Origin of the sequence: Nocardia albiluteola, from assembly GCF_018860155.1 — a bacterium.
Taxonomy (GTDB): Bacteria; Actinomycetota; Actinomycetes; order Mycobacteriales; family Mycobacteriaceae; genus Nocardia; species Nocardia albiluteola.
The window spans coordinates 1-23027 of the sequence record NZ_JAHKNI010000025.1 but is presented as its reverse complement, the minus strand read 5'-3'; the positions used below and the strand labels follow the sequence as shown (position 1 = coordinate 23027).

Genomic DNA, 23027 nt, shown 5'->3' with positions numbered 1-23027 from the left:
AGAGTCGATCAATGGCCTTGACCGAATACACCCCTGGCACAGCCTTTCCCGGCAAAGTCGGACATACTGTCGATGAATCCAGCCCCGCATGGCCGCGGCGGGTCCGGGCCGCCGCGGGCGCACCCAATGTCGTGGTCATCGTGTTCGATGACGTCGGCTATGGACAGCTCGGGTGCTACGGCAGCCCGATCGCCACACCCCGGCTCGATGAACTGGCGGCTGGTGGCCTGCTCTACAGCAATATGCACACCACCGCCCTGTGCTCGCCGTCGCGCTCGTGCATCATGACCGGACGCAACCACCACGCCAACGCCATGGCGTCGATCACCGAATTCGCCACCGGCTACCCCGGATACGACGGCAATATCCCGTTCTCCAACGGATTTCTCTCGGAAACCCTGCTGGCACACGGCTACAACACATACGCCGTCGGCAAATGGCATCTGACGCCCAGCGATCAGGAGTCGGCCGCCGGACCGTACGACCGCTGGCCCCTCGGGCGTGGCTTTGAACGCTTCTACGGGTTCATGGGCGGCGACACCAGCCAGTGGTATCCCGACCTGGTTTACGACAACCACCAGATCGAGCCGGATCGCTCCCCGGAAGAGGGCTATCACCTGACCGAGGACTTGGCGGACAAGGCGATTCAATTCATCGCCGACGCCAGGCAGGCGGCGCCGGAGAAACCGTTCTTTCTTTACTTCTGCCCCGCGGCCGCCCACGCTCCGCACCACGTGCCACGGGAATGGGCCGACCGATACCAGGGCCGCTTCGACGACGGCTGGGAGGCGTACCGGGAGACGGTGTTCGCCGAACAGCAGCGGCTGGGCATCATCCCGGCCGATGCCGAACTGTCACAGCGGGATCCCGACGTACCGGACTGGAACTCCCTCAGCCCCGACGCGCGCCGGCTGGCCGCCCGCATGATGGAGGTCTACGCCGGGTTCCTCACGCACACCGACCATCACATCGGCCGGGTGATCGACTTCCTGAGGGAGATCGGCGAATTCGAGAACACCATCATCGCGGTGGTCTCCGACAACGGCGCCAGCTCGGAAGGCGGCGTCACCGGCACCACCAATGAGGCGCAGTTCTTCAACAACGCGCAAGAGCCGGTGGAGGATAGCCTCGCGGATATCGACGACCTCGGCGGGCCCACCACCTTCAACCACTATCCGTGGGGCTGGACCTGGGCCGGCAACGCCCCGTTCCGGCGGTGGAAGCGTGAGACCTACCGCGGCGGCACCAGCGATCCGTTCCTCATCCACTGGCCGCGCGGTATCGAATCGCGCGGCGAGGTGCGAACCCAGTACGCGCACCTCATCGATATCGCGCCCACCGTTCTGGACCTGCTCGGCATCGAGCCGCCGGACACGATCAACGGCGTCGCGCAAACCCCGATGCACGGTGTCAGTTTCGCGCACACTCTCGACGACCCCGCGGCACCGGCCCGCCGTCGCACCCAGTATTTCGAGATGCTCGGACACCGCGCGATCGATCACGACGGCTGGCGGGCCGTATGCCCCTGGCCGGGCCCGTCGTTCGCCGAGTCCGAACGTCCCTTCGGCGCGCCGATCACCGCCCAGGACCTCGCCGAACTCGATGCCGGGCATTGGGAGCTCTACCACATTGCCGAGGACTTCACCGAGAACACCGATGTGGCTGCCCAATACCCCGAGAAGCTCGCCGAGCTGATCCGTCTGTGGTACGCGGAAGCCGGGAAATACCAGGTGTTCCCGGTCGACGGCAGGGGAGTGATCAGAATGCTGGACGAGCGGCCACAACTCACGGACAACCGCACCAGGTACACCTTGCGGCCCGGCACCCAGATGCTCCCGGCGGCACTGTCTCCCAGGCTTTTCAATCGGCGGCACCAGATCATCGCCGACGTCGATATTCCCGCCGCCGGAGCGGAAGGGGTGCTGCTGTGCGAAGGCGCCTACACCGGCGGCTGGTCGTTCTACCTGCAGCACGGCCGACTGCACTACGTGCACAATTACGTGCGCCGGTCCTGGTTCACCGTGTCCTCCGACGAGCCGATTCCCGCTGGGCGCCATCGCCTGGGATTCGAGTTCCAGCCCACCGGGCTGCCGGATTTCCTCGCGGGCAAGGGAGCACCCGGTCGGGCGTCGCTCTATCTCGACGGCCGTCTCATCGGTCACGCCGATTTCCCCGTCACCACACCGATCGTCTTCAATCCAGGCGGGCTGCACTGCGGTGCCAATCCAGGCTCGGCGGTGACCGTGGACTACGAGGCCCCGTTCCGGTTCACCGGAACCCTGCACACCGTGACGATCGACGTCTCCGGCACCTCGATCACCGACACGGAAGGCGAGATCCGCGCGGCCATGGCCCGCCAGTAGCGGGCCATGCGTCGAATGTATCGGGACGCGTTCACCGATCTCGGATTCGGATGCCCGGCGGCCGACCTCGGGTCGGCCCGCCGGGTCTTCGGAATGGGTCGAGGGGCACTGGTGAACGGCTCGAACTGTATTGGGGTGTAACGGAATTACATGCAAGGAGATTGGACAGGTGAGCAACGGATCCGGGTGAACGATGCCGTTGCCGCCGCGGTGACCCGCTGGGTGGGATCGATGCCCGCCGTGTACGCGGTGCTCGTCGTTTTCAGCGGGTACATGGCCCTGGCGACCTGGTGGGGTCCGCTGCATCGAGCCGACCCATACCCGTTCCCGTTTCTGTTGTTCCTGAACAACGCGGCGCAACTGGTGCTGTGCCTGATCATTCTGGTCGGCCAGCGCGTTCTGAGCGCCGACGCGGAGCGGCGCGCGGTGCAGACCTACGAGCACACCGAGGCGATCTTCCGGCAGGTCGCCGACCTACAGGCGCACTTGGACCGGCAGGATGAGGTGCTGTGGCGCAGCCTCAGCCTGCTGGAGTCGAACCGCCAGCCCCGGACCGAAAGACATCAGGTGCAGCATCCGCCCCGGGCTGCCGAGCGGGTGGTGACCCGCAACGATCGGATCGCGGCCTGGCTCACCACCAAATTGGGCAGCATCTGGGCGTTCTATTTGGCGGCGGGATCGCAGCTGCTGTGGATTCTGTTGCCGCAGGCCGGAATCCAGCGCTTCGATCGATACCCGTTCCTGTTCATGACCTTTCTGTCGACTCTCGCGCAACTGCTGTTCATGATCGTGATCACGGTCGGCCAGGACGTACTCGGCCGCGCTGGTGACCGCCGATCCGAACAGACCTTCCTCGACGCCGAGGCCGTGCTGCGCGAATGCCGGCGAATGGAACAGCGGCTCGCCGCGCAGGACCGCGTGATCGACAGCCTCTCCGGGTATGTCACCGGTCGAGCCGTCGAACGGCTCGCACATCCGTGCACGACACCGGTGACCGAGTCGCTCACCGGGTCCGTGTCCACGAGGCGCGGGACTGCTGCAAGGTCAGATGACAGGGTGGCCTGCCCATTCAGAAGTCCCCTCTGCGGGAAGCAATCCAGCCAGGGGTGCAGCCAACAGCCCTGTGAGGCGCCTTGTTCAGCGACGACCGACGTGGCATCAATCAGCCACATCCGTGCCGCGGTCGAATCCGAAGCGGAGAATCGTCGCGCCTGACCAGCCCTGAAAGTCACCGAGCTCGACCGCGCACAACCACGCGGGCCGTCACCACGCCTGCGTGGGGGGTTAGGGGTTCGAGTCCCATTAGCTCCACAAATCGACAAAGCTGCAGGTCAATGGCCTGCGGCTTTGCTGCATTCGTGTAGTAACCCGAACCATTCGCACGATGAACGGCGGCGGCGACTGGTAGGTGTAGGCGAGGTTGTGGCGGGTGGTCAGAGTGCTGGGATCGTCGTGGCCTAGGACCCGCTCTGCGTCGGCGAGGGTTCGCTCGTACACCGGGATCGCCTCTTCACACCCGTCCCGCCGACTCGTGTGCGCCGGCGGGACGGTCGCGGGCAGAGAAGCTGTCCCCGGATCGGTAGGTTTTGTGCATGTCGCCGAGTTCGAGGGGCGGCCGCGGCGGTTGTCTTAAGATGACCACCGGACTGGTGTACACGAACACGACCCACGCCCGCAAAAGTTCAGTTCCGGACCAATAAATATCCGCCTACCAGCGGATGTTTCCGCTTTCCGCACTGCCGTATATTTATACGGAACTCCTCAACCCGGAGAAAAGAATGCCAGCATTTTTGGCGCCCCGGAGAGTCCCATGCCACCTCCGCGTGTCCTCGGCAAAGGCGACGACCTCCGCGACCTCTTGATGATCGGCCGCCCAGGTCTCCGCGTAGCTCCGGATTGAACGGGTAGCGCACGACCGAATTGGCCGGGGCGGTAACGTATTTCGCTACGAGTTACGGCCCATCCGGGTTACACTTGGTCACACGATCAATCCTCTGGGGGAGGCGTTCCCGTGACGGACGTTCAAGTTGATTACATCGAAATGCATCTCTCCGCGCGGCAGCTGTCGGACTGGCACCAGGACAGTCACCAGATGTTCGATTCAGGCCACTCGGCGATCGAGGCCGCGACAGCGGCAGGGTGGGTGGGCGCATCTCGAAAAGCGATGGAACAGGCGCTGTCTCATCTCCGCGACAACGCTGCTGTCCTGACCGGTCGGTTGACGGGACTTTCCACACGACTGGAAGACGCAATCCGCACCTACCGAGGCACCGATAGCGGATCCGGCACCGCCATCGCTCGCATCGTCGCCAGCGGAGACCGGCCATTTCGGCTCTGAGTTCCTGCCACGCGCAGAGGAAGTCGACACATGTCCACAACCGATATCACCATAGCCGACATCGATCGCTGGAACCCTGACGACATCGATGCGGTATTCCACATTTGTACCCAGCAAGCGGCCCACTGCGATGGGCGGGTATCCGACCTGGGCTCGCTGTCGGCTTTCGACTCGTGGGGCGGTCCTGCGTCGATCGCAGCAGGACAGTCCGTAGGCAATACCCAGACGGACTTCGATTCACACGGCCAGTTGGTCGCCGGGATCGCCGCGGCGGTGAAATCCGCCGCCGCCGAGGTAGCGGCCGTGAAATCGCGGTTGGCCGGGCTGCGATCGGAGGCCCAGCAGGCCGGTTTCGCCATCGCCGGCGACGGGGCGGTAGTGCCGACCAGAGACGGCCCCTTCACAGTTGCCGAACAACAGGCTCGCACCCTACAGCTGAGCATTCTCCAACTCGACGTCCAGCAACTACTTGCCAGCGCACAAGCCGCCGACACCGACCTCGCCACCGCGATTAGCTGGAACACACCGATCGCCATCGCCAATCGCCTGGCGAACAACCGTCTCCACCCGATCAACCTCTCCCCGGATCTCATCGCCTACACCGAACAACAGGCCACCGCAGACGGAATCGATCCGGCGGTGTTGCTTGCGATCCTGTGGCAGGAGCAACAGTGGTACCAGGGCGACGACGGGCTGTTCGGTGCGGGTGAACAAGACTTCGGGCACATCTTCGATTGGATGCTGACACAGACGGTCGATCCGACCAAGTCCCTGGGAATCGCGCACATGAAATTGCCGACAGCCCGGATGCTGGCCGACCAATACGGGATCACGGTCGGTGACACACCGCTGTCCTCGCTGAACGACGCACAGCTGGCCAAGCTCATGGAAGAGGACAAGCAGGTCGACATCGCCTTGGCCGGAAAGTATCTCCAATATTTGCGGGACGAGCCGACACCCGGCGAACCGGCCCATTACGGCGCGAACACCAATGCGCAACAGTTCCTGCTCTACTCCGCGGATGACCGGCAGGTTCGCGACTACAACCAGAAATTCGGCGATGACATCGAGCCGCGGCAGGGCGCCATCCGGCCACGGCTGGCCAACTACGACCAGTTCAGCCAGTGGTACTCCGACACTCGCGCATGGGAGGCCCTTACCCCGGCACAACGTGCGCAGGCGCTGGGCCAGCTCGGGACGAAACAGTTACCGGACGTGGGCCCCTTACTCCATACCCCGTACCCGGAACCGAACGACATCAACCCGGTGAGAGGTCTGCCCTCGTCGTTACCCGCCCCGCCGCCGACGATACCTTGAGTCCACTGAGAATTCGAAACCACAGGTCACGCTCTCGATGCCGTCATGCGCGTACCTACCGGTTTGATTCGTAGTGTCGGCCTTTCGGCTGTCGGGTGGTTCGGGTTGATTGGCGTTAGGACCACAGATCGGCAAAGCCGCAGGTCAACGGCCTGCGGCTTTGTTGCATATGTGTAGTTATCCGAACCGTTCCGTGCTTCAGCGCGCATAGCCGAGGCATGTCGTGCACAAGCTTCTGGATGGGCTCGTGGCTGTCGTTGCTCGCTGTCGATGGCGGAAGTCGGCGGTGGCACAGCCAGCGCAGACGGATGCTGGCTGCGTCGTCGGGGCCGGTCGGTCAGGCCGTACACGCTGCACTCGTGCGCTTGCTATACCTGGAACGAGTGCGCGCTCATGCCGAGTTGAGTGTGGTCTACGCGGAGTCGATGTCGCGTTTGCGGCATTCTGACGTGGCCGCACTGTGGCTTGCTCCGGATCGTTAACGTCGTTGGTGTGACGAGTGGATTCGATCGGGCTCAGGCAGGGGCATTCGGTGCTGGCGCAGTTGAGTACGCGAAGTCGAGACCAACCTACCCGCTGGAAGCTGTGCGATGGCTTGTCCACCCCGAAGCGGAGGACGTACTCGATTTGGGAGCGGGGACAGGTCAACTGACCCGCGGATTGTCCGAATGCGGATTCGATGTGGTCGCGGTGGAACCGTCAGAGAACATGCGACGCGAGTTCGCGCGGTCGCTACCAGATATTCCGGTGTTGGCTGGGACCGCCGAACGGATCCCGCTTGAGGAGGATTCTGTCGATGCGATTGTTGTCGCGCAGGCGTGGCACTGGGTCGATGTAGACGCGGCGGCACCCGAGCTTCGACGTGTCCTGCGGAAAAACGGTCGACTCGGGCTGGTGTGGAATATCCGCGACGAGCGCGAACCCTGGGTGGCAGATCTGGGGCAGATAATGCACCAGGGTTCCGAACAGGACATGCACAGTGAAAACCCCTACGTCGGCTCGCTTTTCGCGCCGATCGAACGCCACGATGTTGAGTGGGTCTACCGCCTTCCCCGCGCACGACTACTTGAGTTGGTGGCCTCCCGCAGCTACATCATCACGCTCGAACCCGACGCCAAACAGCAGGTCCTGAATTCGGTCGGCGAGCTGTTGAACACACATCCTGCCTTGCGAGGTCACGCGGCAATCGACCTGCCGTTCGTGACCCGCTGCTCGCGGACTCGACTCGCGAGTTGAGGGGCAAGCCGCAATTCGAACGTACTCATTGCCGCTTATCGAGCGTTTTTCCGCTGGTTGCGACGGCAGCAGGACATCGCGATGGTTCAGCCGCCGACCAGTTGGCGCGTCGCGAACGTCGATCACCAACGATTCACCGAACCCGCAGGTCACATCTTGGACGTCACCTGCCGCGTGCCTACCGGCTTGATGCGCAGCGGGGGCCCTTCGGACGTCGGGTGGTTCGGGTTGATTAGCGTTAGGACCACAGATCGGCAAAGCCGCAGTTCAACGGCCTGCGGCTTTGTTGTATATGTGTAGTTACCCGAACCGTTTTCGTGCTTCAGCGCGCATAGCCGAGGCGTGTCGTGCACAAGCTTCTGGATGGGCTCGTGGCTGTCGATGCTCGCTGTCGATGGCGGACGATTACACGATGTCGTCGTGACCGGTTCGTGCTGTCCCACTCGCTTGTCCGGTTACGCCCCATCGATGCCGTGCGGCAATGCCGCTGATCGTCATCTACCAGTGTGCGGTGGCGCGACGGGTAGTTGCACCGTCACACAAAGCCCCCCAGCATCCCGGGGGGTGAGGGTGAGGGTGCCGTCGTGTGCTTGGGCGATGTTCTTGACGATGGCCAGGCCGAGGCCGACACCTGCATGATCACTGCGGATTCGTTCGGTGCCACGCTGAAACGGCTCGACAAGCGTGGAAACCAACCGGGGGGTGAGCTTCTCGCCCGTGTTTTCGACAGTGAGCACCACAGTCTTGGAGTGAGCGCTGGTCGTCACCCACACGGTGCCCTGTTCAGGCAGATTGTGGACGATCGCGTTGTGCACGAGGTTCGTTGTCATTTGCTGCAGGAGCGCGTGCGAGCCGATGGTGGGCGCCATCTCGGCGGAGGTCTCGATGGTGTGGCCGCGCTTTTCCGCGAGGGGGAGCAGCGCTTCGGTGGCTTCTTCCGCTGTGAGGGACAGGTCGACTTGTTCTCGGGTGAAGGACCGCTGGTCGGCACGGCTGAGCAGGAGCAATGCCTCGGTGAGTTCGATCGCTCGGGCGTTGACTGTGTGGAGGCGTTCGGCGAGCTCGTCACTGTCGCGGTTCGGATCGTTGCGGGCCACATCGAGGAGGGTCTGGGTGATCGCCAGCGGGGTCCGCAGTTCGTGGGAGGCGTTGGCGGCGAACCTCTGCTGTTCGGCGACATGTGCTTCCAGCCGTGCGAGCATGGCGTCGAAGCTGTCGGCGAGTTCGCGGAACTCATCTCTGCGGCCCGGTAGCCGGATTCGGTGGGAGAGCGATCCGTTCGCGGCCATGCGGGTGGCCTCTGTGAGGCGATGCAGCGGGGCGAGCATGCGGCCGGCGAGAATCCACCCGCCCAGCAGACCGAACACCAGCAGGAACGCCAGCACTACGGCTGCCGCTGGAACGAAGACGACTGGGCCGAAGTTGCTGCTTGGGTCGAAGACGCGCAGGAGATTGGAGAAGCTGGGAACGAGACTATCGGCTGAGGTACGCCCCCGCAGCAGGAACACCCACACAGCAGTGAGCAGCAAGACGCCTGCGAGCATGAGGAATCCGGCATAGCTGAGGGTGAGTTTGAGGCGAACGCTCAACCCGGGCGCCCTATCCACGATGCGCCCCCGCACGCCCGGCGCCGGATGCTGTGTCGATGCGGTACCCGACGCCGGCGACGGTGGCGATGATCCAGGGTTCGCCGAGGCGTTTGCGCAGTGCCGAGACCGTGATGCGCACGGCGTTGGTGAACGGGTCGGCGTTCTCGTCCCACGCCCGCTCCAGGAGCTCTTCGGCGCTGACGACACCGCCTTCGGCGGCGACGAGGACTTCGAGCACGGCGAACTGTTTCCGGGTGAGCGCGACGTAGCGGCCGGCGCGGTAAACCTCGCGGCGGAACGGATCCAGCCGCAGACCTGCGATCTCCCGCACGGGCGGTCTGTTGTGGCCCCGCCTGCGGTCGAGTGCTCTGAGCCTGAGCACGAGCTCTCGGAGTGCGAAGGGTTTCGTGAGATAGTCGTCGGCGCCGAGTTCGAACCCCGAGGCCTTGTCGTCGAGCCGGTCGGCGGCGGTGAGCATGAGGATGGGCATGCCGCTGCCGGAGGCGACGATGCGTTTGGCGATCTCGTCGCCGGAGGGCCCGGGAATGTCGCGGTCGAGGACGGCGATGTCGTAGGCGTTGTTGCTCAGCAGTTCCAAAGCGGTGTCGCCGTCACCGGCGATGTCGGCGGCGATCGCCTCCAGGCGTAGCCCGTCGCGGATGGCCTCTGCCATATAGGGCTCGTCCTCGACTACCAACACACGCATGCTCCGATGCTACGAACCGGCGCATATCGTCGGCATATCGAAAAACACATACGGGCCGACAACACCACGGCGCCTTGACTGGCAGCATGAGTCACCCAACCGCAGCACGAACGAGGTCCGCCAGGACTCACAGGACCACCGGCGTCGGCCTGGTCGCCGTCACCGCTGCGATCATCAAAACCCGCGTCCGTCGATCAGCATCGTCATGGGTGTCCTCGTTCCGCGAAGTCCTTCGCGGCGGCCACGGTGGCAGGGCTACCGAGGAGGACGGTGGCCTCCCCAGATCTACCGCAAGCCCTGGCACTACGAGCTGTGCTCCGAGGCGATCGCCCATGGTTGCCCTCCCATGTATCCCGACCCCGCGCACGATCCGAAGATGCAGCAGTGACCGACGCTCTCGGCGATCCGGTCCCGACCTCGGTAACTATCAGCCACTCACCGGGGAGACGCTGCGGCAGCGCCATATGCCACGTCGGTCCGTTACTGGTCGCTGACATAACGCATCTTGTTGAGCGAAAGGACTTCAGGTTGTCAGCAGTCGCAACCATCGCCGCCGATGACGCCGAGGAGGAGCCGGCTCGACCCGAGCCTGTGTGGTGGAGACCGCTCACCCGCATCGCGTTCCGGTTCTGCTTCCTGTACCTCGGCTTGTTCTGCTTATTGACTCCGCCGATCGTCTTCGTGCTGACCGGATGGTTCGGTCACTGGCTGGGCTACGGCGCGCAGTACTGGCATATCCGGAAATTGCAGCCCGCCCTGAACTGGGTGGGAGAGCACCTGTTCGGTACCACAGCACAGCTGTATCCGAACGGCGTCGGTGACCAGACCATCTTCTGGGTGCTGTTGTTCTGCATCCTGGCCGTCGCGGTGGCCGGGACAGTGGCGTGGTCGGTGCTGGACCGGCGTCGCACGCACTATCGCACGCTCGCAGGCTGGTATCTTCTCGTCATCCGGCTCTTGCTGGCCGGCCAGATGTTGAGCTTCGGCATCGCCAAGGCGATTCCGACGCAGATGCCGCAGCCGTCGCTGACCACGTTGCTGACCAAATACGGTGACCTCACGCCGATGGCTGTGCTGTGGTCGCAGGTAGGTATGTCCAGACCGTACGAGATGCTGCTCGGCGCCGCGGAAATCACTGCGGCGATCTTGCTGTTCATTCCGCGAACCGCGCTGCTCGGCGCGCTGCTGACCCTGATCGATACGCTGCAGATCATCGTGCTGAACATGACCTTCGATGTGCCGGAGAAGATTTCGTCCACGCACTTTCTGCTGATGTCATTGGTGCTGCTGGCGCCCGAGGCGCGACGGCTGATCCAAGTATTGCTGCTCAACCGCACCACTCGCCCTTCCGCCGTGCCGTATCCGTTCCACACCACGAGATCTCGCCGTATCGCGGCGCTGATGCAGGTCGCGCTCGGCATCTGGATTACGGTGGCGCTGGTGCACGGCGGCTGGCACGCCTGGCGTGGCAGCGGGCCCGATCGCCCCAAACCTCCCCTGTACGGCATCTGGTCGGTGTCGCAGTACACCCGCGACGGCCAGCCGGTGCGACCGCTGACCACCGACGAAACCCGTTGGAAAACAGTGGTATTCGACTATCTGGACGCGGTCACCTACCAACGGATGGACGACACCCTGGCAACCGTTCCCGCCGACCTGGATGCCACCGACCATCGGATCCGGCTGACCGCGGGGACACTGCAATCCGGATCGACGGCGAAGCCGGACCGCACTCGGAATCCGTTGGGCACACTCACCTTCCAACAACCCGCCCCCGACAAAGCCGTGCTGACCGGCGAACTGGACGGCCACCAGGTAACACTCGCACTCGACCGGATCGACCCGAACAACTTCCCGCAGCGAAGCACCCCGTTTCACTGGGTGCAGAACCGTCCGAATCTTTGATAATGCAGCCGCTGCTGAGTCCAGATCGCGCTCGCCACCAAAGCCTTCAGGACCCCCGATTCACGCCACCCGCACCCGAATCAGGCACCGCAGGAATGACAGCTAGCAGAATCGGAGGTCTACTTACATTTTCTCGTGCAATCGGGCGCTGATCTCGATCAATCCGAGCCGGCGAGCAGGTGGCGACGGTAGTCGGAGGCCGGTGCACCGAATTCCAGGCAGTTCTCATCGAGGGCGTTGCTGATCGTCACCCGGCCTTCGGCGAAGACGAAACTGACCGCGACCATGCCGTTGGCAACATCCCGACCGGCCCATTCAAGCAACTCCACCGCCTGGAGTTGCTTGCCTCCAAGAGCTGTCAACTCGGACTGGGTGCCGTGTCTCCAAGCCAAATGAAAGGTGTAGACCTCCGGGTCATCATCATCGCCGTTCGACCAGGTGGCCCGCCCGATGGGATCGACAGTGCCCCATGTGACCGACAGGTCGGCGAACTTCTGATGATTGATCTCCACCTGCTCGCCCTCAAAGTCCAACACAACCGGGCCGTCGGCGAACCACTCGTCGTCATCGCGATCCCAAACCAGCCAGACGTGGTCAAGGTAACGTCCGACCAGCGCATGAAGCCGATTACCGTGGGAAGCGGTGATCGCGCGGCGACCCTGGAGCCACTGCGGCTGGTAACCCTCGATGTCGAAATAGGACACCCGCTCACTATGCGGCACAGCACTGACGTTGTACATCCGATTTGCGCTAGACCAGCGGGAACCCCACCACTCCAACTTGAAGGTCACGATCTACGGCTGGAGTACACGACAGTTGTATTTCGTTGTGTCATCATCGTTTCCGCTGGTAGTGGAGTTTTCTGACATGTGCTTGGTGGTGTCGTCGCCAGCGGGCGGCGGCGAGGGCGTGGGTGAGTGTGCGGGCTGGGTGGTGCACTATCGCCAGGAGACGGCGGATGTCGGCGACTGTGATCGGGCCCAGCCCGCGTGGGCAAGCAGGGTGCGTACGAACCCGGCCGGCAGGTCACCGAAGGAGGCCACGGTGGCCCAGGCGAAGTCGTATTCGCGTTCGCCGCGGACTCCGGGACCGCACGAGATCCGATGCCACGCCCGGGCGGGGGCGCGGCCGATGAGGGTATCGACGCGGCGGCGGCCGTCGAGGTCGGGCACGGTTTGTTTGACCGGCACCTCGACCACGTAGGACAGGCGCCGAGCCTCGCAGAAGGCCCGGAACTTCCCATCCCGGCCGTAGGCGCAGGCCGCGGCTACCCACCCGGCGACAACACCTGCGTCCAGAGCGCGGGCGATCATCGCTTCGGCCAGTCGTGGTTTCGTGACAACCCCTTGACTGCAACGGTTTTCAGGAACCCCTGCTTCTATACAACGGTCCCGGTCGCTGATCCAGGACTCGGGCAGATAAAGTTCGCGATCGATCAACGCCCGGCCGGACCGCCCGGCGTAGGCGAGGAACACTCCGAGCTGACTGTTCTCCACCCGTCCCGCAGTGCCGGAGTGTTGCCGTTGCACCCCAACAGATTTCATGCCCTTCTTGCTGTCGTGCTAGTACTGCATCGGCACTCGCCGGGCCGATAGGCGGGCGGGTTCCTTCGGGAGCCGTTCCCCTTCACGAACACGCATCCGCCGTGATCGGTGCATCGGCGGTACCGGTCATGTCCGCCGTCTGCTGAGTCCGCTGGGCTCGGGCTGGATCGCGAGAATTCCGCTCGCCGGGATTTTTACCCAATCGATCACGCGCTATCGGGCACAAACGATGCCGCGCAAGGAGTTCGGGGGCCTGTCCGGTGGACGGGGGCGTGGCGCCTGGTTAACATTCGCGTATGGCGCTGGACGACCGATCAGTCGCATTCGTGGCGGTGTCGTCGCAGATGCCGGTGATTGTCGCGGGCCGGGCAGACCGGAGACGCACATGACGGGGTACCTGCTGCGTCGCCTGCTGCAATCGGGCATCGTCGTCGTCCTGGTTGCCGTCCTCACCTTCGTTCTACTGCAGCTGCTGCCGGGCGGACCGGCCCGCGCGATCCTGGGGCCCAAGGCAACCCGGCAGCAGATCGACACCTTCACCCGGCAGAACGGCTACGACAAGCCCCTTGTCGTGCAGTTCCTTCGCTGGGCGGGCAGGGTCCTGCACGGCGATCTCGGCTACTCCTACAAACTCAACCAGCCGGTCGTCGACGTCATCGCCCAGCATCTGCCGAAGACCCTTGTGCTCATGACGCTGTCCACAGCGGTGGCGGTGCTGCTGGCTGTGCCGATCGGGATCTACCAGGCGCGCAAACGAAATACCCTGGGCGACTACGCGGTGACCGGGCTGTCATTCGCGTTCTACGCCATGCCGAGCTTCTTCCTCGGCGAACTCCTGATCCTGTTGTTCGCCATCGAGCTGCATTGGTTCTCGCCGGTAGGGCCGAGCGGCGACACGCTCGGCGAGGTCTTCGGCCAGGTGTCCAGCCTGATCCTTCCGGTCGCGACGCTGGCATTGATCACCATCGCGTCGTTCAGCCGCTATGTGCGCTCGTCGGTCATGGAGAACCTCACCCAGGACTATGTGCGCACCGCACTCGCCGGCGGTGCGAGCGACGGCCGGGTGATGCTGCGGCACGTGCTGCGCAATTCGCTGATTCCCGTCGTCACCCTGCTGGGGCTTACGCTGCCCCAGCTGTTCGCCGGCGCGCTGATCACCGAGCAAGTGTTCAATTACCCCGGCATGGGCTTCGTCTTCGTACAGGGGGCGCAGGTGCACGACTATCCGATCCTGCTGGGCATCGGCCTGATGGTCGCCGTCGCGACCGTGGTCGGCTCGCTGCTCGCCGATATCGGCTATGCCGTGCTCGATCCGCAGGTGACGTACTGATGGCCGATCAGACCCTCCCGCCGCCCGCCGGATCGCACGAGCCCGCCGCCGCGGTACCCGCCGCCCGCTCCGGGTTCCGCATCACCCTGCGGGCCGTGCTGGAGAGCAGGCTCGCCCTGGTCGGGTTCGGGCTGGTCGTCTTCTTCCTGCTGTTCTGCTTCCTCGGCCCGGCGCTGTATCACACCGACCAGATCGGCACGGACCTCGCCGGAGCCAATCAGCCGCCGAGCGCCGTGCATCCGCTGGGCACCGACGACGTCGGCTACGACGAACTGGGCCGGCTGATGGCGGGCGGGCGGGCGTCGCTGGAGATCGGCGTCGCGGCGGCGATCATCGCCACCGCGTTCGGGACGATGTGGGGCGCGATCGCGGGCTTCGCCGGCGGTGTCGTCGACGCCGCGATGATGCGCGTGGTCGATACCTTGCTGGCGATTCCGACGCTGTTCCTGTTGCTGATTCTCTCGTCGATCTTCAGCGCGTCGGTCGGGCTGCTCATCGTCGTGGTGTCCTTCGGTGCCTGGCTGAGCCCGGCGCGCCTGGTGCGGGGCGAGACATTGTCCTTGCGCACAAGGGAATACGTGCAGGCGGTCACGATGATGGGCGGCAGCAACCGCCGGGCGGTGCTGCGGCACATCATGCCCAACGCGATCGGCACCATCGTGGTCAACGCGACCTTCCAGGTGGCCGACGCGATCCTGCTCGTCGCCGCGCTGAGCTACCTCGGCCTCGGCATCGCGCCCCCGCACGCCGATTGGGGCAACATGCTCTCCAACGCAACGGATTTCGTACAGAACGGCTACTGGTGGATGATCCTGCCGCCGGGCGTGGCGATCATGCTCGTCGTCATCGGGTTCAACTTTCTCGGTGATGCGTTACGGGATGCACTCGAAGTCCGGCTGCGGAGGCGACGATGACCGATGCCCCCGTGCTGCAGCTGGACGACCTGCACACCACGATCGATGTCCGCGACGGCGTCGTCCGCGCGGTGGACGGCGTGAGCCTGCACGTCGGCCGCGGCGAGTTGCTCGGCCTGGTCGGCGAATCCGGCTGCGGCAAGACGATGACCGCGCTGTCCATCCTGCGCCTGCTCCCCGAGGGCGGTCGGATCGCCTCGGGACGCATACTGCTCGGCGGCCAGGACATCGCGCAGATGTCCGAGCCCGAGCTCCGGCGGGTGCGTGGCGGCCGCATCGGAATGATCTTCCAGGATCCGCTGACCTCGCTGAATCCGGCCATCCGGATCGGGAGGCAGGTCGCCGAGCCGCTGGGGCTGCACTCGAACCTCACCGCCGCGGAGCGACGCGAGCGCGTGATCGAGATCCTGACGCTGGTCGGCCTGCCGCGCGCGGCCGAGCGGCTCGACGACTACCCGCATCAACTCTCCGGCGGAATGCGACAGCGCGTGATGATTGCCCGCGCGCTGGTCTGCGAGCCCGATCTGCTGATCGCGGACGAGCCGACTACGGCGCTCGACGTGACGATCCAGCACCAGATCCTCGAACTGATCGATGACCTGCGTACCCGGCTCGGCATGGCGGTCATCCTGGTCACGCACGATCTCGGCGTGGTCGCGGGGCGCGCCGACCGGGTCGCGGTGATGTACGCCGGCCGGATCGCCGAGTTCACCGATACGAGATCGCTGTTCGGCAACCCGCGCCATCCCTACACCGAGGCGCTCTTCCAAGCGCTGCCGGAGAATGCGGCGGACAGCGGCGACCCGCTCTACAGCATCCCCGGCCTGCCACCGGATCTGCTGAACCCGCCGAATGGGTGCCGGTTCGCGCAGCGATGCCGGTACGCGACCGATCGATGCCGCACCGAGGATCCGCCGCTGCGCGGGGACGTCGCGGGGCACGATTTCGCGTGCCTGCATCCCGTCGGAGTTGCGGGGAGCCGCATCGCCGTGCGCGATCGGACACCCGGCGCACCGGAGGCTGCGGCCGAATCGCCCGGCGGCCCGGCGGATTCCGCGGCGAGGCCGGGCGCCGGGCCGGGGCAGCCACTGCTCGAGGTCGAGGGCCTGGTCAAGGACTTCCCGGTGACCGCAGGCGCCGTGCTGCGGCGCAGGGTCGGCGCGGTATCCGCGATCGCCGACGTCAGCTTCACCGTCGCCGCGGGCGAGACGTTCGGTCTGGTCGGTGAGTCGGGGAGCGGTAAGACGACGGTCGGGCGCTGCATCGTGGGCCTCGAGGCGCCGACGAGCGGCAGCGTCCGGATCGGTGGGGCGGATCTGATGTCCTTGCGCGGCAAGGCATTACAGCGGCAACGTCAGGACACGCATCTGGTATTCCAGGATGCGTACGCGGCGCTGGACCCGCGGATGCGCGCCGGCGCGATCATCGCCGAGCCGATGGTGATCCACGGTGTGGGCACCCGCGCGCAACGGACGGCCCGGGTCCGGGACCTGCTCGCGGAGGTCGGCCTGCCCGCCGCTGCGGCACAGCGGTACCCGCACGAGTTCTCCGGCGGCCAGCGCCAGCGCATCGTACTGGCGCGGGCGCTGGCGCTCGAGCCCAAGCTGATCGTCGCCGACGAGCCGGTCTCCGCGCTCGATGTCTCCATCCAGGCGCAGATCCTCAATCTGATGATCGACCTGCGCCGGCGGCACGGCCTGACCTACGTGTTCATCTCGCACGACCTGTCCGTGGTGCGCTACCTGTCCACCCGGATCGGGGTGATGTACCTGGGCAAGCTGGTCGAGAGCGGCCCGGCCGCGGACGTTTACCGGAATCCGCGCCACCCGTACACCCGCGGATTGATCGATACCGTCCCGGTCGCCGACCCGTCGGCCGGTCGCGGCGGGGATGCCGTGATCACCGGCGAACTCCCCTCGGCGCGCACCCCGCCGTCGGGGTGCCGGTTCCGGACCAGATGCCCGCTGGCACAGGAGATTTGCGCGCACGAGGAGCCTCGGATGCGGACGTTCGGCACCGGCGGCCACCAGGCCGCGTGTCACTTCCCGCTGGATGAGAAGCACCCCACAAGGGAAGAAAGGTACGCAGGATGAGGATCACAAGACTGGCGAGCGCCGTGGGCGCGGCCCTGGTCGCGACGTCGATGTTGGCCGGATGCGGTTCGGGGAGCACGCATTCGGGCGGAACGCCACAGCAGGGCGGTACGGCCGTATTCGCCGAGGCGCCCGGCACGCAACCGAACTGGATCTTCCCGATGGTCGACGCGTCCCACAACAGCGGCTACGCCACCGGTGATCTGCAGCAGCTCATGTACCGCGAGCTGTACTGGTTCGGCGACAGCACGGGCAGCACGGGCGTTAACGAGACCAAAAGCCTTGCCGCACCACCGAAGTACAGCGATAACAACACCACCGTCACCATCGACCTGAAGCCGTACAAGTGGTCCAACGGCGAATCGGTGAACGCCGCGAGCGTGATGTTCTGGATGCACCTGCTGGCCGCGGAGAAGCAGAACTTCTACCAATACGTCGTCGGTCAGTTCCCCGATAACGTGACATCGGTGACCCAGACCGGTCCCCAGCAGGTCACCCTCAAGCTCAACGGTACCTATTCGCCGACCTGGTTCACCGGCCAGGAGCTCGCGCAGATCACCCCGTTGCCGATGGCGTGGGACAAGACCTCGGACTCGGCGGCGCCCGGCAGCGGCGGCTGCACCGCGGACCAGTCCAAGTGCGACGCTGTCTACCAATACCTCTACACCAAGAGCAAGGACCTCTCGACCTACGCCACCGACCCCCTCTGGCAGGTCGTCGACGGCCCCTGGCACCTGACGGGTTTCGACGCACAGGGCCACATCACCTACGATCCGAACCCGGCCTACAGCGGTCCGGACAAGCCGCATCTTGCGCATTACCGGATGGAGCCGTTCACCAGCACCGACGCCGAATTCAACACGCTGCGTTCGGGAAACAGCATTTCGGTCGGCTCGGTGCAGGTCACCGCCCTGCCCGCGAAGAAGGCCTCGCAGGAGTTGCCCGGCACGAATCCCTTGCAGGCCAACTACACCCTGGTGCCCGCGTACGGCTGGGGCTGGAGCACCTCGATGCTGAATATGGACAATCCTGTGTTCGGCGCCGCGTTCAAGCAGCTCTACCTCCGCCAGGCCCTCCAAATGACCCTGGACCAGGAGACCGATATCGACGCCGCGATGCGCGGCTACGGTGCGATGACTACCGGCCCGGTCCCGGTCAAACCGGAGAACTCGTACATCGCCGACGCCGAGCGTGGTTCCGGCCCTTACCCTTTCGATAAGGCCAAGGCGAAGGCGCTGCTCACCGGCCACGGCTGGACCGAACAGAACGGCGTGATGGTCTGCACCACCCCGGGCGTCTCGGACAATCAGTGCGGCGACGGCGTCGCGGCGGGGACGAAGCTGCAGTTCACCTTCGAATACTCCACCGGGAATCCCATCTACGGCCGGGTGGTGCAGCAGTGGAAGTCCGACGCGGCCGAGGCCGGCATCGTGTTCGACCTGAAGGGCCAGGAGTTCAACACGGTGATGGACGACGTCAGCAACTGCCACGGCTCCGGCCCGGCGTGCGACTGGCAGATCGGCTACTTCGGTTATCAGCAGTACAACGCGGTGCCTACCGGCGATCAGCTGCTGCTGCCGGGCTCGGGCCAGAATATCGGCAACTACGACGACCCGAAGCTCACCGAATTGATCAACGCCACAATGCATTCCGACGACAAGGACGCGATGGCCAAATACGAGGACTACGCGGTCAAGACGTTGCCCGGGCAGATCAATATGCCGCTGCGGACCTATATGGAGGTCGTGGCCAAGAATCTCGGCGGAGTGTCGTTCCCGGCTGTGCAGACCGCCCGGGCTCCCGAGGAGTGGTACTTCACCAAGTGACCGCTCTCACCGGCGGCTCGGCGCCAGCCGCCCGAACCAGAGCGATGCCGAGCGGAAATAGCGGCGGCCCCTAGACTAACACGGAGAATCGGGCATTGAGACCCGCCGTCGTCACAGCTTGCGCGCGACGGCCCGGCACATCGCCAGGAGGTTCCGCGGGGTGAACCGGAACCAGAACGCCACATAGCTGCCGTTGGTGCGGAACTCCGGATTCGCGGCGATATACGCTCGCGCGCCGGGCTTTTCGAAGAACGAGTCCGGGTACCGGCGCAGCGTCTCCTCGGTGGTGAAGATGTCGACGAAGAACAGGCCTGACTCGGGGCGGAACACGAAGTCGCTGCGCCGCGCCCAGGCGATCACCGCCTCCCGGAGCGCTCGCGGTTCCCCCGTCCCGCCGAACATGGTGTATTCGGCGAGCGATCCGGTCAGCGACACGAAGCCGAAGATGCTCGCCAGCGAGACGCGGTAGTGGCGGGTCAGCGGGTGGCGAAGCTTGGTCCGGAGAAAGAATTCCAGCCCGGCCAGCAGATGCAGCCCGCGATTGCGGAATTCGGGGAGCATCCGCAGCTTGCCGCCGGCGATGATATGGCTGCGCGGCAGGTCGATCGGCACCGTGGTCCAGAACTGGAAACCCACGATCTCGCCAGTGTCGGCCCGCCGGAAAACGTTGACGAGCGTGCAGGTTTCGGCGTGCGCGGCGAAATGCTCCAAATCCTCGGCGGCGAGTTGGTTTGCCAGCCGGTGCAGCTCGTGCAGGCGTTCGGCGGTCAGGTCCGCACACCGGACGGTCTCCATCCGAACCCCGGGATCGCGGCTCGACAGGCGAAGAAGAGGTTCCAGCACTCCACCGAGGGTATACGGGACCGGCTGCGGCGGTATGGCTTACATATCCTCGGCCGTCTCGCCGACCTCCTCGTCCGCCGCGGCCTTGCGAATCATGTTGGCGGAGCTGTCCTCACGCGCGACACGGGTTCGCCGGTTCCCTACCGGGAAGGTGCTTGTGCGCGCGGTGGTGGCGACCATCCACCGTGCGGGAAATAGGCATGCCGGATGCCCGTATCCCGACCGTGAAAGGATTCGACGATGAATTCACGCGTACCGAGTAAATGGGAAGAGATCACCGCCGCCGATCCGACGCATTCGGCGCGGTACGCGGAGCGGTTCCGGAATCTGGCGGCCGAGGGGAAGGACATCTTCGGCGAGGCGCGGATGGTCGACGCCATGCTCGGGCGGGGCGGGCGGGTGCTGGACGCCGGATGCGGGGCCGGGCGGTCGGGCGGATATCTGCACCGGGCCGGGCACGAGGTGGTCGGGGTGGACGTGGATCCCACGCTGATCGAGGCCGCCGAGGCCGACTACCCGGGGCCGCGCTGGCTCGTCGGCGACCTGGCCCGGCTGGATCTGCCGGCGCGGGGGATCGCCGCGGGGTTCGATGCGGTGCTGTGCGCGGGGAATGTGATGGGTTTCGTGGCCGAGTCCACGCGACGCGACGTGCTGGCCGGGTTGGCGCGGCACGTTTCGCCCGACGGCCGGGTGGTCGTCGGGTTCGGGAGCGGGCGTGGGTACGCGTTCGACGAATTCCTCGCCGATGCCGAGTCCGCGGGGCTGCGCGCGGACCTGCTGCTGTCGACCTGGGATCTGCGGCCGTTCACCGAGGAATCCGACTTTCTGGTCGCGGTGTTCTCCGTCGGAGCAGCCGAATAGGGCTTGGCCCCAACCGATCACGCCTATCTGCCCCAGCGACCGGCACCCGATTGGGGGCGACGCCGTCCGGTGGTAGGCGGGGCCCGCAGGACACCCGTTGCGTCGCGGCGGTATTCGGCGACGGCGGGCTGACCGTTCGCGGCCGTGGGGATCAGGACGATGTCGCCGGGGGTGGCGAAGGCGCGTTTGACGAGGAATCGGGTCACCGCGTCGCGGCCGGTGAACCACACCGGCACGGGCGGCATTTCGAGCCTGACATCGGCGGTCAGGAGTTCGGTGAGGGCCTTCAGGTCGGCGTTTTCGAATGCGCCGCGATAGCGATCGAGAAGCGCGCGGCGTTCGGCGTCGTCCGGTTCGGACGCGTCGTCGTTCTGGGCGACCTCGGCGAGATGGGCGCGGGCCCGCCGCAGGGCGCTGTTGACCGCGGCGGGCGTCGTCTCGAGCAGCTCGGCGACCTCGGCGGCGCTGAACTGGACGACGTCGCGCAGGATGAGCACCGCGCGCTGGCGGGCGGGCAGTTCCTGCATCGCCGTCATCACCGCCAGCCGCACGCTCTCCCTTGCGACCGTGGCGGTTTCGGGCGTAAAGGCGTCCGGCAGCGGCTGCAGCCACTCGTACGCGCCAAGCTCGCGATCCAGGATCGCCTCGGGGTCGGTCGAGCCCGCGCCCAGCCCGGCGGGCAGCACGCGCCGGGAGCGGTTCTCCAGCGCGCGCAGGCAGGCGGTGGTCGCGATGCGGTACAGCCCAGCATGCGGTAGCAGTGTGCGATCAGCTCGGCACGGAACGGCGCCCCCGCTCGATGAAATCCTCCTGGACCGGCACGGTGGTACTCCTGATCTGGACGTCGCGGGGGCCGGGTAGACCCCTCCGCAATACAGATCCCTCCGGAACTCCGAATTCATCGCTCGGTCCGTAATCGTCGCGCGGCAGCACCCGATCGGCCGAGACCCCACGCTCTGCGATGCCCGGCCATGCGGAACCGATGAATCGTGATGGTGCGACGTATCTGAATGAGTGTGGACCTGAAATCACTCGACGAAAGCGAGAAGGCCGTGAATGAATTGGGTAAGTCCGGCGACCTCGGCGGAACGACGGCCGTCGTGACCGGAGCCGGGCGCGGCTTCGGCCGCGGTATCGCCGGAGCGCTGGTGGGCGCCGGGGCGCACGTCATCGGCGTCGGACCGACCGGCGGGCACCTCGACGCGGTGCGCGACGAACTCGGCCCGAATTTCACCGCGGTGGTCGCCGACGCCGCCGATCCGCCGACGGCGAGCCTGCTCCTGCACGAGTACCGCCCGCGCGCGGTCGTGCTGTGCGCGGGCGCCGCCCCGTCGATGCGTCCCCTCCACGAGCACACCTGGGAGAGCTTCAGCGCCAACTGGAATATCGATGTGGCGCAGGCATTCTCGTGGACGGGCGAGATTCTGCGCAATCCGCTGGAGCCCGGCGGCTCGGTGATCGTGTTCTCCAGCGGCGCGGCCCTGCACGGGTCGGTGCTCAGCGGAGGCTATGCCGGGGCGAAGGCGACCGTCCGATTCATCGCACGATATGCCGCCGACGAGTCCGAACGCGCGGCGCTGGGCATCGAATTCGTCTCGGTGCTACCGCAGTTGACCCCCGCCACGGATCTAGGCGCGACGGCGGTGGCGGCCTACGCCGCCCGGGAGGGACTCGACGTCGAGACGTTCCTGCGGTCGCGCGGGCCCGCGCTCACCCCCGAGCAGGTCGGCAAGTCGGTGCTCGAACTCGTCACCACGGACCACGCCCATCACGCCTACACCCTCACCGCCGCGGGCATCGCCCCGCTGGCCTGATCATTCGAAGGATCGCAATGCACTGCCCGCCGCGCCAGCCCCCATAAGTACTGGCTCCGCGGGGCTGGCTATTCGAATTATCGAGCCGCACAATGGTTTCGGGTCGGACCAGTATGAGGATCATTCAGGAGGTTCACTATGATCGTTGGAAGCTCGGTCGCCGCCGGAATTTTTGCCGCGATCTTGGCGTCGTTGTCCGCGGGCTCATCGGTTCTGGTGCTCTAGTGCCGCGTCACGCAACGTTGGGTAGGTAATCCGGGCGGCGGATTTTCGAGCCGACGGCGAAGTCTCGGATCGGTCGGGCGTGCTGGTTGCGCCAGCGGACGTAGTCACCGATCGCCGCATCCT

The 23027-nt window shown here is 65.5% G+C and carries 18 protein-coding genes and 1 pseudogene; 12 read left to right on the top strand and 7 right to left on the bottom strand.

The window, feature by feature from the left end; translation table 11 throughout:
• The first annotated feature begins 11 nt into the window (after nt 1–11).
• Together KO481_RS40285 and KO481_RS40280 are read left to right on the top strand one after the other, a co-directional pair.
• Nucleotides 12–2363, top strand: coding sequence for an arylsulfatase (locus KO481_RS40285; protein ID WP_215923833.1), 2352 nt, complete (start codon nt 12–14; stop codon nt 2361–2363).
• 186 nt (nt 2364–2549) lie between these two features.
• Complete coding sequence (locus KO481_RS40280) at nt 2550–3578, top strand: DUF1003 domain-containing protein (RefSeq protein WP_215923832.1); 1029 nt, start codon at nt 2550–2552, stop codon at nt 3576–3578.
• A gap of 87 nt (nt 3579–3665) precedes the next feature.
• Here the strand turns inward: KO481_RS40280 and KO481_RS44975 are convergent, their stop codons facing one another.
• Nucleotides 3666–3866 carry a tetratricopeptide repeat protein gene (locus KO481_RS44975; protein WP_504740225.1) on the bottom strand — a complete coding sequence of 67 codons (201 nt, stop codon included), beginning with the start codon at nt 3864–3866 and terminating at the stop codon, nt 3666–3668.
• A gap of 508 nt (nt 3867–4374) precedes the next feature.
• Here KO481_RS44975 and KO481_RS40275 point away from each other — a divergent pair.
• The 3 genes from KO481_RS40275 (at nt 4375) to KO481_RS40265 (ending at nt 7254) form a co-directional block, all read left to right on the top strand.
• On the top strand, nt 4375–4701 hold the full coding sequence (locus KO481_RS40275) for a WXG100 family type VII secretion target (protein ID WP_215923831.1): 327 nt from the start codon (nt 4375–4377) through the stop codon (nt 4699–4701).
• A gap of 30 nt (nt 4702–4731) precedes the next feature.
• Complete coding sequence (locus KO481_RS40270; RefSeq protein WP_215923830.1) at nt 4732–6018, top strand: Rv0964c family protein; 1287 nt, start codon at nt 4732–4734, stop codon at nt 6016–6018.
• Between the two features lie 492 nt (nt 6019–6510).
• A complete protein-coding gene (locus tag KO481_RS40265) occupies nt 6511–7254 on the top strand; it encodes a class I SAM-dependent methyltransferase (RefSeq protein WP_215923829.1) in 744 nt (247 codons plus the stop codon).
• Nucleotides 7255–7748: 494 nt separating this feature from the next.
• Here KO481_RS40265 and KO481_RS40260 read toward each other — a convergent pair whose 3' ends face one another.
• Both KO481_RS40260 and KO481_RS40255 read right to left on the bottom strand, forming a co-directional pair.
• A complete protein-coding gene (locus KO481_RS40260) occupies nt 7749–8861 on the bottom strand; it encodes a sensor histidine kinase (protein WP_215923828.1) in 1113 nt (370 codons plus the stop codon).
• Nucleotides 8854–9549, bottom strand: a complete 696-nt coding sequence (locus tag KO481_RS40255; protein ID WP_215923827.1) for a response regulator transcription factor — start codon at nt 9547–9549, stop codon at nt 8854–8856. The genes KO481_RS40260 and KO481_RS40255 overlap by 8 nt, the downstream gene beginning before the upstream one ends.
• Nucleotides 9550–10077: 528 nt before the next feature.
• On the opposite strand from KO481_RS40255, the gene KO481_RS40250 reads away from it, so the two are divergent.
• Entirely contained in the window at nt 10078–11454 is a 1377-nt protein-coding gene (locus KO481_RS40250) for a DoxX family protein (protein WP_215923826.1), read from the top strand.
• A 158-nt stretch (nt 11455–11612) separates the two neighbouring features.
• Here the strand turns inward: KO481_RS40250 and KO481_RS40245 are convergent, their stop codons facing one another.
• Together KO481_RS40245 and KO481_RS40240 are read right to left on the bottom strand one after the other, a co-directional pair.
• Nucleotides 11613–12158 (bottom strand): hypothetical protein, encoded by a 546-nt coding sequence (locus KO481_RS40245; protein ID WP_215923825.1) that lies wholly within the window; start codon nt 12156–12158, stop codon nt 11613–11615.
• A 234-nt stretch (nt 12159–12392) separates the two neighbouring features.
• Nucleotides 12393–13001, bottom strand: a pseudogene (locus KO481_RS40240) (IS701 family transposase); the annotation flags it as partial.
• A 382-nt stretch (nt 13002–13383) separates the two neighbouring features.
• On the opposite strand from KO481_RS40240, the gene KO481_RS40235 reads away from it, so the two are divergent.
• Genes KO481_RS40235 through KO481_RS40220 form a run of 4 tightly spaced genes read left to right on the top strand, consistent with a single transcriptional unit; the run spans nt 13384 to nt 19161 of the window.
• The gene (locus KO481_RS40235) at nt 13384–14328 is read left to right on the top strand and encodes an ABC transporter permease (RefSeq protein WP_215923823.1); all 945 of its coding nucleotides are present in this window, start codon (nt 13384–13386) and stop codon (nt 14326–14328) included.
• A complete protein-coding gene (locus KO481_RS40230) occupies nt 14328–15242 on the top strand; it encodes an ABC transporter permease (protein WP_215923822.1) in 915 nt (304 codons plus the stop codon). Before KO481_RS40235 ends, KO481_RS40230 begins: the two co-directional genes overlap by 1 nt.
• Nucleotides 15239–17335 carry an ABC transporter ATP-binding protein gene (locus tag KO481_RS40225; protein WP_215923821.1) on the top strand — a complete coding sequence of 699 codons (2097 nt, stop codon included), beginning with the start codon at nt 15239–15241 and terminating at the stop codon, nt 17333–17335. Before KO481_RS40230 ends, KO481_RS40225 begins: the two co-directional genes overlap by 4 nt.
• Nucleotides 17332–19161: an ABC transporter substrate-binding protein gene (locus KO481_RS40220; RefSeq protein WP_215923820.1), complete on the top strand. Its 1830-nt coding sequence runs from the start codon at nt 17332–17334 to the stop codon at nt 19159–19161. Before KO481_RS40225 ends, KO481_RS40220 begins: the two co-directional genes overlap by 4 nt.
• A 111-nt stretch (nt 19162–19272) precedes the next feature.
• Here the strand turns inward: KO481_RS40220 and KO481_RS40215 are convergent, their stop codons facing one another.
• Nucleotides 19273–20004 (bottom strand): hypothetical protein, encoded by a 732-nt coding sequence (locus KO481_RS40215; protein WP_215923819.1) that lies wholly within the window; start codon nt 20002–20004, stop codon nt 19273–19275.
• 240 nt (nt 20005–20244) lie between these two features.
• Between KO481_RS40215 and KO481_RS40210 the strand changes: the two genes are divergently transcribed.
• Nucleotides 20245–20865: a class I SAM-dependent methyltransferase gene (locus KO481_RS40210; protein ID WP_215923818.1), complete on the top strand. Its 621-nt coding sequence runs from the start codon at nt 20245–20247 to the stop codon at nt 20863–20865.
• Between the two features lie 23 nt (nt 20866–20888).
• On the opposite strand, the gene KO481_RS40205 is transcribed toward KO481_RS40210, so the two are convergent.
• Nucleotides 20889–21551 carry a sigma factor-like helix-turn-helix DNA-binding protein gene (locus tag KO481_RS40205; RefSeq protein ID WP_308166967.1) on the bottom strand — a complete coding sequence of 221 codons (663 nt, stop codon included), beginning with the start codon at nt 21549–21551 and terminating at the stop codon, nt 20889–20891.
• A gap of 324 nt (nt 21552–21875) precedes the next feature.
• Here KO481_RS40205 and KO481_RS40200 point away from each other — a divergent pair, with 324 nt between their 5' ends.
• Nucleotides 21876–22679 carry an SDR family oxidoreductase gene (locus KO481_RS40200; RefSeq protein WP_215923817.1) on the top strand — a complete coding sequence of 268 codons (804 nt, stop codon included), beginning with the start codon at nt 21876–21878 and terminating at the stop codon, nt 22677–22679.
• Nucleotides 22680–23027 lie beyond the last annotated feature (348 nt).

What these genes read in the sequence shown, in the direction of transcription:
- KO481_RS40210 (WP_215923818.1), top strand. Translation starts at nt 20,245, where the DNA reads ATGAATTCACGCGTACCGAGTAAATGGGAAGAGATCACCGCCGCCGAT.
- KO481_RS40270 (WP_215923830.1), top strand. Translation starts at nt 4,732, where the DNA reads ATGTCCACAACCGATATCACCATAGCCGACATCGATCGCTGGAACCCT.
- KO481_RS40230 (WP_215923822.1), top strand. Translation starts at nt 14,328, where the DNA reads ATGGCCGATCAGACCCTCCCGCCGCCCGCCGGATCGCACGAGCCCGCC.
- KO481_RS40285 (WP_215923833.1), top strand. Translation starts at nt 12, where the DNA reads ATGGCCTTGACCGAATACACCCCTGGCACAGCCTTTCCCGGCAAAGTC.
- KO481_RS40200 (WP_215923817.1), top strand. Translation starts at nt 21,876, where the DNA reads ATGAGTGTGGACCTGAAATCACTCGACGAAAGCGAGAAGGCCGTGAAT.
- KO481_RS40220 (WP_215923820.1), top strand. Translation starts at nt 17,332, where the DNA reads ATGAGGATCACAAGACTGGCGAGCGCCGTGGGCGCGGCCCTGGTCGCG.
- KO481_RS40225 (WP_215923821.1), top strand. Translation starts at nt 15,239, where the DNA reads ATGACCGATGCCCCCGTGCTGCAGCTGGACGACCTGCACACCACGATC.
- KO481_RS40255 (WP_215923827.1), bottom strand. Translation starts at nt 9,549, where the DNA reads ATGCGTGTGTTGGTAGTCGAGGACGAGCCCTATATGGCAGAGGCCATC.
- KO481_RS40235 (WP_215923823.1), top strand. Translation starts at nt 13,384, where the DNA reads ATGACGGGGTACCTGCTGCGTCGCCTGCTGCAATCGGGCATCGTCGTC.